General features: G+C 36.6%; 14 protein-coding genes and 1 pseudogene. 5 read left to right on the top strand and 10 right to left on the bottom strand.

Annotated elements, in window-relative coordinates; translation table 11 throughout:
• Window positions 1–167 precede the first annotated feature (167 nt).
• A complete protein-coding gene (locus tag QUF94_RS25995) occupies window positions 168–614 on the bottom strand; it encodes a GyrI-like domain-containing protein (protein ID WP_289318616.1) in 447 nt (148 codons plus the stop codon).
• Between the two features lie 318 nt (window positions 615–932).
• The gene (locus QUF94_RS25990) at window positions 933–1,796 is read right to left on the bottom strand and encodes an SDR family oxidoreductase (protein ID WP_144528162.1); all 864 of its coding nucleotides are present in this window, start codon (window positions 1,794–1,796) and stop codon (window positions 933–935) included.
• Window positions 1,797–2,022: 226 nt separating this feature from the next.
• Here QUF94_RS25990 and QUF94_RS25985 point away from each other — a divergent pair, with 226 nt between their 5' ends.
• A complete protein-coding gene (locus QUF94_RS25985; RefSeq protein WP_289318618.1) occupies window positions 2,023–2,463 on the top strand; it encodes an Rrf2 family transcriptional regulator in 441 nt (146 codons plus the stop codon).
• A gap of 199 nt (window positions 2,464–2,662) precedes the next feature.
• On the opposite strand, the gene QUF94_RS25980 is transcribed toward QUF94_RS25985, so the two are convergent.
• Window positions 2,663–3,769 (bottom strand): glycosyl hydrolase family 18 protein, encoded by a 1,107-nt coding sequence (locus QUF94_RS25980; protein WP_230163464.1) that lies wholly within the window; start codon window positions 3,767–3,769, stop codon window positions 2,663–2,665.
• A gap of 561 nt (window positions 3,770–4,330) precedes the next feature.
• Here QUF94_RS25980 and QUF94_RS25975 point away from each other — a divergent pair.
• Window positions 4,331–4,762, top strand: a complete 432-nt coding sequence (locus QUF94_RS25975) for an ASCH domain-containing protein (protein WP_063577328.1) — start codon at window positions 4,331–4,333, stop codon at window positions 4,760–4,762.
• Window positions 4,763–5,135: 373 nt separating this feature from the next.
• Here the strand turns inward: QUF94_RS25975 and QUF94_RS25970 are convergent, their stop codons facing one another.
• Window positions 5,136–5,480 carry a YolD-like family protein gene (locus QUF94_RS25970; RefSeq protein ID WP_095396574.1) on the bottom strand — a complete coding sequence of 115 codons (345 nt, stop codon included), beginning with the start codon at window positions 5,478–5,480 and terminating at the stop codon, window positions 5,136–5,138.
• A 918-nt stretch (window positions 5,481–6,398) separates the two neighbouring features.
• A pseudogene (locus QUF94_RS25965) lies at window positions 6,399–6,746 on the bottom strand (VOC family protein).
• A gap of 366 nt (window positions 6,747–7,112) precedes the next feature.
• Between QUF94_RS25965 and QUF94_RS25960 the strand changes: the two are divergent.
• A complete protein-coding gene (locus QUF94_RS25960) occupies window positions 7,113–7,520 on the top strand; it encodes a helix-turn-helix domain-containing protein (protein WP_289318617.1) in 408 nt (135 codons plus the stop codon).
• Window positions 7,517–7,666 carry a hypothetical protein gene (locus QUF94_RS25955; protein WP_214795833.1) on the top strand — a complete coding sequence of 50 codons (150 nt, stop codon included), beginning with the start codon at window positions 7,517–7,519 and terminating at the stop codon, window positions 7,664–7,666. The genes QUF94_RS25960 and QUF94_RS25955 overlap by 4 nt, the downstream gene beginning before the upstream one ends.
• 251 nt (window positions 7,667–7,917) lie before the next feature.
• Here the strand turns inward: QUF94_RS25955 and QUF94_RS25950 are convergent, their stop codons facing one another.
• From QUF94_RS25950 to QUF94_RS25930, 5 genes are all read right to left on the bottom strand, one after another.
• Window positions 7,918–9,453, bottom strand: coding sequence for an APC family permease (locus QUF94_RS25950; protein WP_057277229.1), 1,536 nt, complete (start codon window positions 9,451–9,453; stop codon window positions 7,918–7,920).
• A 605-nt stretch (window positions 9,454–10,058) separates the two neighbouring features.
• Complete coding sequence (locus QUF94_RS25945; protein WP_289318616.1) at window positions 10,059–10,505, bottom strand: GyrI-like domain-containing protein; 447 nt, start codon at window positions 10,503–10,505, stop codon at window positions 10,059–10,061.
• 288 nt (window positions 10,506–10,793) lie between these two features.
• Window positions 10,794–12,263, bottom strand: coding sequence for an aldehyde dehydrogenase family protein (locus QUF94_RS25940; protein ID WP_289318615.1), 1,470 nt, complete (start codon window positions 12,261–12,263; stop codon window positions 10,794–10,796).
• 218 nt (window positions 12,264–12,481) lie between these two features.
• On the bottom strand, window positions 12,482–13,159 hold the full coding sequence (locus QUF94_RS25935) for a cyclase family protein (RefSeq protein WP_289318614.1): 678 nt from the start codon (window positions 13,157–13,159) through the stop codon (window positions 12,482–12,484).
• Window positions 13,160–13,206: 47 nt separating this feature from the next.
• Window positions 13,207–14,574, bottom strand: a complete 1,368-nt coding sequence (locus QUF94_RS25930; protein ID WP_289318613.1) for a purine-cytosine permease family protein — start codon at window positions 14,572–14,574, stop codon at window positions 13,207–13,209.
• Window positions 14,575–15,074: 500 nt separating this feature from the next.
• On the opposite strand from QUF94_RS25930, the gene QUF94_RS25925 reads away from it, so the two are divergent.
• Window positions 15,075–15,233 (top strand): GNAT family N-acetyltransferase, encoded by a 159-nt coding sequence (locus QUF94_RS25925; RefSeq protein ID WP_289318612.1) that lies wholly within the window; start codon window positions 15,075–15,077, stop codon window positions 15,231–15,233.
• The last annotated feature ends 294 nt before the right edge of the window (window positions 15,234–15,527 follow it).

The raw sequence follows: 15,527 nt of genomic DNA, 5'->3' as shown, positions 1-15,527 counted from the left end.
AACTAACGCACCCGTTAGCTTAAGTACATTCTTTCACCAACTTTTGTTATTCCAAATTGGGCAAATCCTTTTTCATAATTGTAAACTACTCGAGGTCCATAAAAAAATGACCCTTATTTTCTTTCACTAAACTACCCGTTTGTTGAAGAAGACTTTCGATTTGTTTTTTAAGCTTGAATTGGTAAATAAATCTGTACTTCTTCATCTCCTTCCCCCATAGGGTGATATGTCTCGATAATATAAGAATCGAGATTTCTTTGATAACCTTGTTCTTCTGCCCAATTCAATAAATTCAAATGAAGTTCTCCCAAATTAGATATATTCCCTCTTGTAGTTATGTAACTTTTATTTATTTCAATATAATCCATTCCTGTTGGTACTTCATTTAATTTCTCACTCACAATTAACCCTACATAATAATGACCTATCCTATGCTCCTCATCCTTTTTAGGCTCAAATAATGCAATTTCATTCTCTGTTAGATTTAGGATTTCGTTTGATCGACTTAATAGTTGCTTTGCAAGCAAGGGTACTAAATTACCAAAGTTAACAAACTCCCCACTACCTTTTAATCCAACAAGCTTAAATTCTTTTTTAACCATCATAAACGACATATTAAACTCTCCTATTCACATAAAAATTCCATAATATTCTAATTTTATTTGTTCAACAAAAAATCCATAATATTCTAATTTTATTTGTTCAACAAAAAATCCTTACTTCCTGCATTGAAGTAAGGATTTCATACTGATTTCTGTACCTGTTATTCAACTATCCTGCCCCTTTAGCTCTATAAGAAAAAGGCTGCCTTAGCAACCTTCCCCATGAACATTTTACATATTGAATACAAGTAATCTCTTATTGGCGTTGCATGATTCTTATATTTAAAACCGACCGACCTTTCTAATTTAAATTAAGTTCAATTATGCTGTTTAAGAGATACCTTTAATGATTTGAGTTAAGCCCTCACTAATTGGTGTAGCTGACCGTCCAAGAAGTTTTTCGAAATCATTGCTTTCTACTTCAAGGGTGCCTTCTCGAACGCCTTTTTGGATATCAATGAGCATAGGAATAAGGAAATCAGGTAAGCCAACACTTTTCATAATATCAGCATAAGTAGCATCATCAACCTGTTGAACAGGTACTTCTTTACCCAATACATTACCAACTGCAGATGCAAGTTCTTCCTGAGTCAATAACTTGCCAGAAAGCTCATAGATTGTATTTTCGTGTCCGTTACCAGATAGTACCGATGCCGCAGCTTCTGCATAATCTTGTTGTAGTGCCCATCCTACCTTGCCATTTCCTGCTGATGTCACCCAAGGAGCTCCTGCTTGAACACCTTGAATACTTGAAATTTCATTCTCCAAATACCAGTTGTTGCGTAAGAAGGAGTATGGAATGCCTGTTTTCAGAATGGATTCTTCTGTTGCCTGATGCGTTGGAGCAAGAAAATTTTTACTTTCCTTTGCATTGGCCAAGCTAGTATAAGCAATAAATTTAACTCCAGCACGCTCTGCCGCAACTACCGCATTTGAATGCTGACGTATCCTTGTTTCATTGTCTCCATCCGCAGAAATAATTAACAAGCGATCAATTCCTGCAAAAGCTGTATCCAATGTTTCTGGACGATCAAAATCTCCTTGACGTACGTCTACTCCGCGAGTTCTTAATTCTTCAGCTTTCTCTGGATTTCGCACACTTACAGCCAGTTGATTAGCTGGTACAGTTTTCAATAAGGTTTCTACAACTTTCGTTCCCAACTTTCCTGTTGCTCCTGTTACTAATATTTTCATTTGGTATTCCTCCAATAATTTTTTATATTCAAATTAAACATCCATTAACCTGTATCTATATCTAATACATGTATTTATAATAGATACATGTAGTTGTCTTGTCAACCAATTTATAAACCTTTTATATTTTCTTCAAATTTTAAGGTATAATACGTTGTAATCAAATTAAATACATGATTAATCTGTGTAATAAACTTTGCGATGAAGTAAAAGGTAGGTGAATGATATGTCCATCAGCAGCCGATTTACCGTTGGTGTTCATATATTAGCTCTTATTGAATTAAATAAAGAGGGAATAAGCTCATCGGAGTTCTTAGCGGGGAGCGTAAACACGAACCCAACCTTGATAAGAAAAATTATGGGTATGTTAAAAAAGGCAGGGTTAATTGAAGTACAACCTGGTATTGCCGGGGCAAAACTAGCCAAGGAACCTTCTTATATAACATTACTTAACGTTTATAAGGCGGTCGATGTTGTGCAGGAAAAAGAATTGTTTAGTGTGCATGAAAATCCGCACCCTGATTGCCTTGTGGGCAGGAACATTCAAGATTCGATCACTCCTGTGTTGTCAGCAGCTCAATTTGCTATGGAAAAGGTACTGGAAAATATAACCATTGAAGATATTGCTAAGGATATTGTTGAAAAAGAAAAACATAAAATACAATAATAAATTAAAAAAAGACATTCTTGAAAACAGAATGTCTTTTTTTCGTAGTCCAAATCCCTTCTTTAACCTGCCCTGCACCGTTTGTTGGTTGCATAAGAAAAGGAGCTGCTGATCAACTCCTGGTAATGAAGTAAAGCACCCGTTAGTTTAAGTACAAATCTTCACAATTAAACAAGTTCAGGATTTAGAGGACCATTCATCACTTTTTTACTTTTATTTCCTCGGGTATAGTGGTCCAGAACTTTGGGTCTTCTAAGCCGAGCCGCCAAATCCCGATTCCCCGCAAGTTATATTTTTTTACTAGGTTTAACTTAAACCGCAGACTATCGCTATTCTCAAACCAAACTTGGTGGCTATGATGATTATGATCAACGTAACTGAAATGAGGTGTTTGCGAACGGGATTCCCATATAACTTTAGCTTTATATTTTGTTCTCTGATCCATTAACTGTGCGTAGGAGCTATACAAGGCTTTGTCTGCTGTCGTATCCCAGTCCCATCCATACCCAGCGATACCGAGTAAAATTTTTGATGGTGGTACGCCATGTTTCAAAGCATAACGAATCGTTGCTTCTGTCCAATTGACTGATGCTGTTGACCCGGGTTTTGTTCTTGGGTTGTGTTCATCGTATGTCATAATCATTAACCCATCTGAATATAGACCAAGCTTTTCGTAATCAAACCACCGTGACCAGGGATTAGCACGGGAATCACCTGTGTTTGCAGGGACTGAAACCGTAACTACTTTTCCATCACGATGCACAGCATCAGACAATTTTTTTATCAGCAGACTAAAGGAATCTCGGTCAGTCAAATACAAATTTTCCATGTCAATATTAATACCGTCATATTCTAACTGATTCATTTCATTGCGTAAGTTCTGAATGAAAACATTGCGGTTCTTATCGTTTTCGAGTACATTACTAGCTACCTGCTTGCCCTTCTCCACGGTTTCATAGAAGAGGTTATGTACAACCATATATACCTTCAGGTGTTTTTTATGAGCACTCTGAATAACCTTTATCTTATGATCTGCTGTAACGGAAACTATAAGACTGCCTGGACGTTTATCATCAAGCTTATACCAAAAGGGTGCAATGATGCTTAAACTGGTGAATTGCGAGTTAACTGTAGGTTGAGACCCTGGATACGTTCCTTCCTGTTCTGTGTAGAAACCTAAAACTTCACGAGGAGTTTTATTCTTATTGTATTCCTCTTTTCGTTGTAATTGACTACAGGATGACATTATTAATAACGCCATGCTTAAAGAAATGATGGTGAATAACCGATAACAATTTTTCGCCATAATACACCTTCTTCTAATTTGTATATACCTTAAGTTGATAAGAAAATTTGTAACTTATTCACGAATTAACTTTCCCCCAAATAAAAGGTCTCAGGAAAAAGACTTCCACAAGTTAATAAGTAGTTCGGTTTTAAAGTACAAAAACGCATTTAGAGAGCAAAATCGAAACAGATTTAGCAACCGAATTATCAATGTAAATAACATTACAATTGGCATAACAAAACACTCAGAGTGAAAGATCTCTGAGTGTTTTGTTTAAATAGCTGATTTTAAGCAGGAGAAAACTGTTCTACAATTCGATTTTTCTAGCTTTATCGACAGTGAAAAGTTAGAACCGTTTACTGTAGAACTGCCAAAATAATGCACTAGCATCTATTATGTCCACATGCACTTAGTGTTGCAACAAAATATAGTTAGGACCACGAGGACAGCGTACATTTTGGTTAGCTGTCTTTTTATGGCAAAAGAGAACATTAAATCTAGATACAGTCTATATTATCCTTATTCAAGGGAACTATATAACCAATTAACTTAATGATGTCAGGATCAGGGGGATTAATAATGAAAGTACTGTCGATGATCCAGCCTTGGGCAAGCTTATTTGTCCTTAGGGAAGCCGAATATGAAACAAGGACTTGGAGAACGCATTATCGGGGTCCTCTTGCTATTCATACGAGCAAAAAAGTAGATAAGCCCGCCTGTAGACTGGATGGAGTTGCCGAGCTGCTGGCTAAGCATGGGTATACAGAAGATAATCTGCCGACCGGAATGATAATTGGAGTCTGCAAGCTGAAAAACTGTTTGAAAATAGAAGAAAACAATGGAAACTGGGCGGTCTTAGAAGATAGTCGGGTTATTTCAGGGAACGACTTGTTTTTAGGGGATTACAGAGTTGGCGGCTATGCCTGGGAAATTGAGGACATGCGGATGCTCGATGAATATATTCCTGCAAAAGGGCAGCTTGGGCTGTGGGAGTTTAGCGGAAAGATATAAGTATCAAACCATAGTGGCACTGAATCTGGAAATTCTATGCTTGTGGTTCTCTTTGGGGTTGCCATTTGATTAGGAATTTACTGTTTTTTTGGTGGTTTTTCATAGTTCTGAGACTAATTTTTGCTTGTTTCCCCATTGCGCGGTTCAAAAAGAGGGAGAAATATGATGGTTTTTAAGGGATATCGATTTCCGCAAATGGGGAATTTAACATTTTTTAGCCCGACTCAAAATCGTGTTCCTCTGGAGTGCCGGTTCGACCCCGGCCACCGGTATCACCAATAGCGAAGAATCGCTATTACATCAAGCTTCACACTTAATTGTGTGAAGCTTTTTTGTGTTCATGACGCACTACAGAATATGTATAAATAATGTTTTAATCCTCAACGATTACATTAATAATTTCATTAAATTTAATTTTCTCAAAGAAACTATCTTTCTTCTGAATACTTAACTCTTTCGTGACAGGATCAATATACACACAGTATCCATGCAGTTCAATTGGATTTCCATCGTTATGCAATCTAAAACTTATCGGTAAATGATATTCCATCGCATAATGAATGTTGTTTTCAAATTCTTCAACCTGGTATTCATCTAGGACAGGTTTTTTATTTAGGAAGTAATCAACCTCACCCATTTTTTTATTTAAAGCTTTATGTTCTGGCATAATCAGCGCTGCTTGCCATTTAACGAGCCCTCTATCACGAATTGTACTCATCAGAAAGATCCCTCCTTTTTATTTATTATATACGAACTAACGTTCTTATTAAAGGTAGAAAAAATGCCTGTTCCAGAGAAGGGCTTTTCCAATTGTACGAAGACACAAAGATAAGTACATTGGGGACATGAATTTGAGTACATAGAGTTATTAATCCACTCAAAACCGCACCAATTCAATCTCTAAACTGTTTTGAGATACAAAATCGAGTACATTATAAACAATACAGTCATACAAATTTATCTGTATACACAAAGGGGAAAGCAATCTATACCCTCCCCTTTTTCGAACAACATATATTTTTAATCTTCTTGATTATTTTATAAAAAAGATAGATTATTTTTGTGATCCTTAATCAACTAACGCACCCGTTAGCTTAAGAAGAAAGTAGCCCGAACAATCTTAATAATGAGTACAAAATAAAACCCACACCAATAAATATAATTAAAAATCTCATTATCCAAGGTAATTTAGGATGAGGGAAAAACGCAATAATGCCAACGGTTAGAAAAAGAACACCCACAACAAAACTAAATAACACTTCCAAACAATTCACTTCCCCATTTAATCTTACATATTATATACGATTTACCAATAAAACCGTTTCACTATTAAACTAACCTGCCCCTTTAGTTCCATAAGAAAATGAGCTGCCAAAGCAACTCTCTTATAGAAGTAAAGCACCCGTTAGCCATCCATGAATCGCAAAAATCGGCGATCCACCACAAAGAATGAAAATGGTTGGGAAGTGTCCATACTGATACTGACCTTAATCCAGTCAACCCTAATCCATAGACTAATTAACGCTCTCCTCTTTTTTTAAACGATTGAGCAGGGTCTTCTTAAGTATTGTCATTTTTCATTATTAAAGAAACTTATTTTCATGGTAGTTCAACAACAAAATTTATTATTATCCTATTACTTCTCCCAAAGCACTATACGTCTTCCCTCTGGATCTTCAATCCAAATAAACTTTCCAAATTCATTAATCGTCTTTTCCATAACAAGGGGAACACCCATTTTTTCTATATGTTTGATACTGTCATCCAAATTTTCAACTTGAAAGTTTAACATCACTTGTTGTTCTGTTGGAAAATAGCGGTCATTTTCAGAAAAGAAGGAAAAGATAGTTTCATTGCCTGATTGTGGTGTAATAATGGTACCATTCCAATTTTCAATTTCAATTTTTAGGACTTTACTTTACCATTTTTTTATATCCTCTAGATTTTTAGTCCTCCAAAAGATTCCTCCAAAACCCTTTATTATCATAAGAATCTCCTTCCTATCCCATTAGTTATTAATTTAAATGCTAGTTTTGAAAGCGAATTCCTCTTTCACTAACCTGCCAGTTAGAACAATTTAAAAAAGGCTGCTTCGGTTATATGTAATTCCATATAAATGTTATTTTATAGGGGGGTTTATATAGTATTTAATAAGATGTTGATCATTAAAACAAGTAGAAACAAAAGGGATAGAAATCTATCCCTTTTTATTTATGCTGACCTCAAAATGACCTCATTTACCACAACAACTCAAAGAATGTAATTGTAAAATTTTCAATTTTAAATTTTGGCTCTGTTAAAGTAAATTGTTGATTTTTGAGCAAAAAAAAGACAACAATTTTTGTGGTCTTTGCTTTTCCTTATTCAATTAACGCACCCGTTACTTTGTGACCGTATCGCTAAGATTGAGGGCAGTAAGAATGAGTTTAAACGATTCCAAGCCCCAGTATTAACACTGAATAAGGAAGAGGAGGAGGATATCTTTGATAAGCTTATTCATCTGTTTGACGGGGTTGTTGTGGAGGGTGAAATTCAAGAGGTCAAAGAAGAAGAACCAATTGACCAGCTGAAACGCTGGATCGCAAACACTGGTGAGCTCCGAGTAAATGAGTTAGCAAGATTGATAGGTTTAGGGAATAATAAGGTTCATGCCATGATGGTGGAATTAGTAAATGAAGGGTATTTGAAGAAGGAAGGCAGAAGTTATGCCATTAACGTGAATGATGAAGAATTGGATAAATGGAGGGATAAGGAATGATACCTTTTACGACTGCATTGATAATCCCTGTTGTAACCTTCTACGCAATGATCAAAGGAATCGATTATATGTATAGTGAAATGACTGGAAAAGAAAAACCGATTACGTCCATTAACTTTCGCCAATGGAAGGACGGATGGGGATGAATAAAAAATTAGTAAAATGTAAGTCTGCGTTGATAGAATAATTGAACATAAGCAGAAGGGTTCGAGAATCTTTAAAAGATCTCGAACCCTTCTGTTTTAATATGTGAGTGTCCAGTCTAGTTTACGGGATGCGTGAAAAAAAAACGAGTGAAAATATAATTTCTGGTAATCAAAGTTTATGAGATTTTTACGAATAAAAAAAGTGAAGAAGGAAAACCCTTTAGAGTGGCTAATATGAGTTAGCAACAAACCTACATTGACATGTCATTGCGCTTGTTTTTATGAGAGATATATTTTTTCGGTATCGCAACATTATACGGCACATTGCTATGTCCGTAGCTACGATGAATCATCATATACAGTAAACCAATACCTACAACTATGACTCCTGAAACGAGCACGATATAGTTATCATACCAAGGTGCATCTGGCGTTCTTGGCCAACACATGTTGATCATTGCGATGATTCCGTAGACAAGCGCACCAATATTGACGGGCAGTCCCCACTTGCCCAATTGATACTTACCACTTGGCTTCCATCCTTTTAGTCTAGCTCGAAGTGCAGCAAAGACAACCATTTGGAATCCAAGATAAATGCCAAATGCCGCAAAACTGATTACCTTTGTGAGCGCATCTGTAGACACTTTTGATCCAAGCACAATGAGGGCTGGGACAATTGCGGCAAGAAGCAGCGCATAAGGTGGAATGTGACGAGCAGCCGAAAATTTCTTTAACAATCGGCTTCCTACAATCATGTCATCACGGCCATACGAATAGGCAAGTCTGCTTGCTGCCGCTTGTAAACTCATTACACATGAAAGGAAAGAAATCAACACAATACCCAGTACAATCTTCGCGCCAACAGCACCAAATGCATCGTTTAGTAAGGTATCAACAGGCGTTACGTCCTTACCAGCGATAACTGCTGGGATATCAGCAACTGATAGTACTAAAGCAAGGCAAACAAAAGTTGCTGCAGCACCGCCAATGTAAATGGTCCGACGCATTGCCTTTGGGATAAGAACACCTGGATTCGGTACTTCTTCAGCAACATCACCACAGGCTTCGAACCCATAATATTGAAAAATTCCAATTAATCCAGCTGCTGCAAATGCATACATGTAGCTATGACTACCTTGAGCACCAAAAGAATCAAAGAGCACATCAAGACCGTGCACCCTTTGTGTGATAAGCAACCAAAATCCAACTACAAGCGCACCGATAAGTTCAGCAGCAAAACCAATAACTGCAGCAGCCGCGAGAACCTTTGTGCCAAGAAAATTGATGATAGTCGATAGTGCAAGAAGGACTACTGCACAAAGAATCGCAGAGTCCACCGATACTTCAAAACCCAAAACTTGTGCTAGATAAGGTCCAGCTCCGTACGCGACACTGGCAATCGTCACAAGCAAGGCCATTAAGTAAACCCAGCCAGTCATCCACGCCCACTTGCGCCCCCATAGTCTTCGTGCCCAAGGATAAACTCCTCCTGCAACAGGGTATTGCGCAACAATCTCACTGAAGACAAGTGCGACTAGTAATTGTCCGAGTCCAACGATGAAAAAACTCCAAATCATAGGTGGGCCACCTTGCGCAAGTGCGTATGCAAATAGTGAGTACACACCTACTACAGGTGAAAGATAAGTGAACCCTAGCGAAAAGTTTGCCCACGGACTCATGTCGCGGCGAAATTCAGATTCATATCCAAGCGATGCCAGTTGTGCAGCATCACTATCATAATGTTCTGACGCAGAACCTCCAATTTTTTTATTCAGATTTTCTTGCATATTTGAGCCTCCTTAAAATGGTAGATATATTCTTATATGCAATTGTTGCGCCAATATAAAAAATAATATAAATATTCAGTTAATTATACTTTGATAGAGGTAAATTTTACAATTAAATTTCAATTTTGATATTTTGTATTCAACTCTGAAATAATTTTAAGATGGGGGATAGGGATTTTATGCCAAATAACTTCCATCTGTTATTACTTTTTAATCATTAATGCATAATTTATTCATAACTTCATAGGAACGTGGAATTGTTGGGCAGAACCCTAGCTTTTTAGTAAGTAGTTCAGATAACGTGGAGAAAAAGCCAAATAACAAAGTAAATAACATACGAATTGGCAAGTTAAATAGCAGATTAAATAACAATATAATTAGCATAAAAAACACTTGAGTACCCAAGTGTTTTTGGTCTTTAATGTGTAATTCTTGTTCAACTAACGCACCCGTTAGCTTAAGTACATTCTTTCACCAACTTTTGTTATTCCAAATTGGGCAAATCCTTTTTCATAATTGTAAACTACTCGAGGTCCATAAAAAAATGACCCTTATTTTCTTTCACTAAACTACCCGTTTGTTGAAGAAGACTTTCGATTTGTTTTTTAAGCTTGAATTGGTAAATAAATCTGTACTTCTTCATCTCCTTCCCCCATAGGGTGATATGTCTCGATAATATAAGAATCGAGATTTCTTTGATAACCTTGTTCTTCTGCCCAATTCAATAAATTCAAATGAAGTTCTCCCAAATTAGATATATTCCCTCTTGTAGTTATGTAACTTTTATTTATTTCAATATAATCCATTCCTGTTGGTACTTCATTTAATTTCTCACTCACAATTAACCCTACATAATAATGACCTATCCTATGCTCCTCATCCTTTTTAGGCTCAAATAATGCAATTTCATTCTCTGTTAGATTTAGGATTTCGTTTGATCGACTTAATAGTTGCTTTGCAAGCAAGGGTACTAAATTACCAAAGTTAACAAACTCCCCACTACCTTTTAATCCAACAAGCTTAAATTCTTTTTTAACCATCATAAACGACATATTAAACTCTCCTATTCACATAAAAATTCCATAATATTCTAATTTTATTTGTTCAACAAAAAATCCATAATATTCTAATTTTATTTGTTCAACAAAAAATCCTTACTTCCTGCATTGAAGTAAGGATTTCATACTGATTTCTGTACCTGTTATTCAACTATCCTGCCCCGTTAGTTCCATAAGAAACGGGGCAGAAAGGGCGTTTAAGAGCGGTAACACTCAATAGGTATTACCGCAATGAAATATAAATATAAAGTAGTATTCTTTCTTTTTGAAGAACTTCTAACCCTAAAATTTATACCAACCAAGTGATTCTACACTTTTTTGTGTATTTACGTGTTTTGTTTCCAAAAAACTGTCCAATCCTTCTGGGCCAAGCTCTCTCCCAATTCCGCTTTGTTTGTACCCTCCCCAAGGCGCTTCCACGTATGGTGTATGATAGCTGTTAATCCAAATCGTTCCCGCTTTAAGTTCCCCAGCTATTTTTTGTGCTCGTTCCTGATTACCAGATAAAATCCCCGCAGCAAGGCCAAATTTCGTATCATTTGCTAATTCAATGGCTTCTTTTTCCGTGCGGAAAGATTGCACTGTTACAACTGGACCAAATATTTCCTCTTGCACAATTCTCATATTTTGTTTTACGTTCGTAAACACTGCCGGAGTGATAAATAGACCTTTGCGATTTAAACGCTCTCCACCGAATAATAGGGTTGCTCCTTCTTCTTTTCCAATGGAAATATACCGCTCAATTTTGGCCAAATGTTCTTTTGAAATAATGGCACCCATTTCCGTATTTTCGTCAAATGGGTCACCAATTCTCAATTTTTGAAGCTTTTCATTAAGTTTTCCTAAAAATGTTTCATAAAGGTTTTCATGCACAAGTAATCGGGAAGAGGCCACACAAACCTCCCCTTGATTTAAAAATGCACCATAAATAGCCAATTCAGCTGCTAAATCAGCATCCACGTCATCAAAAATAAGAAAAGGTGATTTTCCGCCAAGCTCTAAAGATACCCGTTTAAACGATTGAGCACATAATTCGATAACTTTTCTTCCAGTTTCCGAACCACCAGTAAATGAGACTTTATCCACTTTATCGCTAGTCACCAGAGCTTCACCGGGTCCCTTACCAGCACCTAAAACTAAATTAAACACACCATCCGGCACATCGCATTGATCTAACAGTTCTGTAAACAGAATTGATGATATAGGAGTTATTTCTGAGGGTTTAAACACGATTGTATTTCCAGCTGCTAGAGCCGGTGCAATTTTCCACATCCCAAGTAAAAATGGAAAGTTCCAAGGAACAATTAACGAACAGACACCGATAGGTTCTTTGTGAACTTCACTGACAGACCCATCTTCCATTTTGATACGCCTTGGCTGCTTTTCAACTATTAAATCCACATAATAGCGCAAACATGCAATTGAATCATCTATGTCTAGTTTTGCTTCATTATATGGCTTGCCTGTATTAATAACTTCCAATTTAGTCAAATCGTCTTTTGCGTCTTCCAAGCGTTGGGCTATTCTTTTCAGAGTTTCAATTCTTTTTCCTTTATTGATTGCCCAATCGTTTGTTCGGAAAGCATCGAAAGCTGCCTGTATGGCCAGTTCAACCTGTTCAACACTCGCTTCGTGTATTTCAGTCAAAAATTCCTCATTAGCTGGATTGGACAGAACTCTTTTTTCTCCTTCACCCTTCAGCCAGTGTCCGTTAATGTATAATTGGTCGCATTTTTCTAATAGTTTTTTCAAATGATGCACTCTCCCTAAAAATTTATTTATTAATCAGCTAAATCCTCTACAACTTCGGTAGCTGAAACATAGCATGCTGAAGTTTCCTTGTGTAGTAATAGTGTCCAAAATTGGTATAAAGGTACTTACTACCTTCTTAGGATACTTTTATGACCTGACATTATTTGAGGATAATTTTTATTAATAGCTTGAAAGTAAGGAGATCGAATCCTTATCTATCAATTTTTTTGTGTAACGATTTTATAATCAACTTTCATTGCTACCGCTCGTACAGGTGAACCATCCGCACCTACAATCCGTAAAGGAAAAGCGCTGATGAGAGGATTAGGAAAATCTATCGCTCCAAAATTAGTTAGATTTTCCGCGATGATTCCGTTTACCTTGGCCACTGCATCGTGGATAGGAAATTCTGTACCACCTGTACGATCGATATTGATTGTATCGATGAAAAATGTACGAATTCCCCTTTTTATCATTTCATGAATAACATCTTCATGAACATAAGGATGACGAAAAAATGATTCCTTCGCTACATATCGTGACCAACCTGTATAAAACAAAACGATTTTTCCAGAAGCGAGTTGATCCAAGTAAGGTTCCACATCTTTCAGGGTAATAGCTTCTTCCTCCCCTTTTTCTGTTACTGGAATTATTACTCCAATCCCAATAAATAAACGCAAATCTGATTCATCAATACGTTGGCCCTCACTAATAAAATGGTATGGTGCATCTACATGAGAGCCTGTTTGTGAACCAAGATGTATATGAAGAAGATTATACCCGTCCATTTCTAGAGTTGTAGCAACACTAATGTTCGGTTCAGGATCTCCAGGATAAATAGGTGTATCATTCGTTAATTGGAGTGATAAATCAACAATTTTTTCAATTTTAAGCATAACTATGCCTCCCTTTCTGCGTCACACGCATATTTATTTGTTATTTTTTATATGACTTCAGATTCTTTGCTTTCTTCCTGCACCCTGATTTTTCCCGTAACTTTCATTAGCCCTGAATAAACTACGCAGGTAAGCAGGAAGGTTACTATTGTAGTTCCTATGGAAAGAGGTTGTACGTAGGTAAAGTAATAAGAGAATCCAGCTCCGATAATAAAAGAAATATAAGCAACATAGTTAATCCCATTCCGATACCAGTAAAGCTTGTTCTCGCCAGAAATAATCTCAGAAGCATCATACAGGCTGCGTTTAAGAAGGTAGTAATCTGTCAACATAATAGATACAACTGGTATAAAAAGACTTCCGATCATTATTAGGAAGCCTTGGAAATTCGAAAGTAACCAATCTTTAAGCAGGGCACCGCATATACAAATGATTCCTATTGTTAGCGCAACTTTCCAGAATCGCTGTTTCTTAAAAATCGCTAAGTAAGAAATCGTGGCACTATATAAAACCATTGTGTTCGTTGATACAACAGAGATGAAGATAACTAGCGCAGCAACAAGACCAAAAACAGGATTGGATTCTCCGATTAAAACAGTTGGGTCATACGTTCGTGTCATATTATTCAATAGTGAAAATCCAGAGACAGTTGCCCCAAGTGTCATCGCAATAATTGTTGCGGTACTAAACCCAAAATAAGTTCCAATCATACCGCCTTTTTCTGTTTTACAATGGCAATTATGATCACTTACCATAAGCATCCAGGAAAAAACAGTTGCAACTACAATATCAAATGCCACTATAGCAGTTATGGACGTATTATCAATTGTTGTCATTTGAATTAAACTTCCTGCATCAAATTTAATAAACATATAACCAAAAACGATAACAACCAGTATAACCATTAAACTAACGATAAATTTTTCCGCGCTCTCAATTACACGGTGGCCGTACATAGCCAATAGAACAACTAGCGCTTCAGTTAGAATCGTAAATAAATTAATATTGGTGTATCCTGTCAAATAAAATACCGCTTGATTTAGGCTCAGAGCCCCCATATATGCCTGTACCCAACTCCAGCCGATGAGAACAAGAGTGTTCACGGCTGTAGGCAATACTGCTCCTCGCTGACCGAAGGCTCCTCGAGCCAATATCATGGTGGGTAAGCCGGTGCGAGTCCCTATATTCCCCATTAAAATTAATGGTATTCCACCTACTAACGTTCCGATTATAATTATTGTAAGCGCTTTTGGATATGCCATGTCAGGAACAAACAGCATGCCAGAAAATACTGTGGTTACTACAACATTAGAGCCTAACCAAAGAAATAAAGTAGAGAACCAACTCATTGACCTTTCATTCATAGCGATTGGTCTCATACGATCCATGCCATTTGTTTCAGGTGAATTCGACATCCAATTCTCTCCCTATTCCACTAAAATTTAGCAGTAAATTTTATCATTTGGCTTTAATCAATTTTCTGCTTATTAGGTCTTTACCTTCAATTGTATTGATTTTTTTTGACTATGCTTTGTGTGCATTTCAGTCTGATAATAGCCTTTAATAGCTTTGGACGACGTTAAGTCATCACGTTATCAACACTATTGTAGACGGACTTGCAACGGCTTCTATCTACAGCATATTGAACGCCCCCATGTTTTTCATAAGTATGTAAACACTCCTTTTTCTTGAATAACGTCTGAAAAGTATCAATTTACATATTACTTAAGCAAGATTCGCGCCAATTTACTACACAGATATTGACAGCCAATTCCGCTAGTTTTTTTGATATATTGATTTAAAATCTAATCAATTTCTTATTTTCTGATTTAATTTTTAATTATTTCCTCTTTTTAATTTATATTTTAATCAACATCTATAGACATAAAAGGAAGGGAACCTATTTGATGATGGAATGACAATTCGGGTTGATCAGCAACATAATAAAGGGGAACTAGCTTATGCTACAGAAGCAACCAAAGAAATTGTTCTATTTGGTTTCGGACAGTTAAACCTTAATCGTATATGGGCAATGGCTATATCTAAAAACCCAGCTGCTGCAAAGTTATGTTAAAACTTGGAATAAAAAATGAAGGTTCAATAAAACAACATATCTATCAGGCTGAACTATATGAAGACGTTGACGTATTTGGGTTTACAAACACAAATTTTAAACAACTAAATTCTTAAGTCTTGTTCAACTAACAGGTGCGTTCGTATTATAAGGTCGGCCAGTAAAAGTTACTGTTGATCTTTTTTAATAGAACCTATTCTATCAGTAGCCAGGGTAGGACGTACGGGTGCGTAGAAATTGATCCCGTGAACTATAAACTGTCCGCCCCTACTTGTAGAAACATGTTTGAGGCTG

This window comes from Peribacillus sp. NJ4 (assembly GCF_030348345.1).
In the GTDB taxonomy this organism is placed as follows: domain Bacteria; phylum Bacillota; class Bacilli; order Bacillales; family DSM-1321; genus Peribacillus.
The sequence above is the reverse complement of the archived record's forward strand: the minus strand, read 5'-3'. Positions and strand labels throughout refer to the sequence as shown.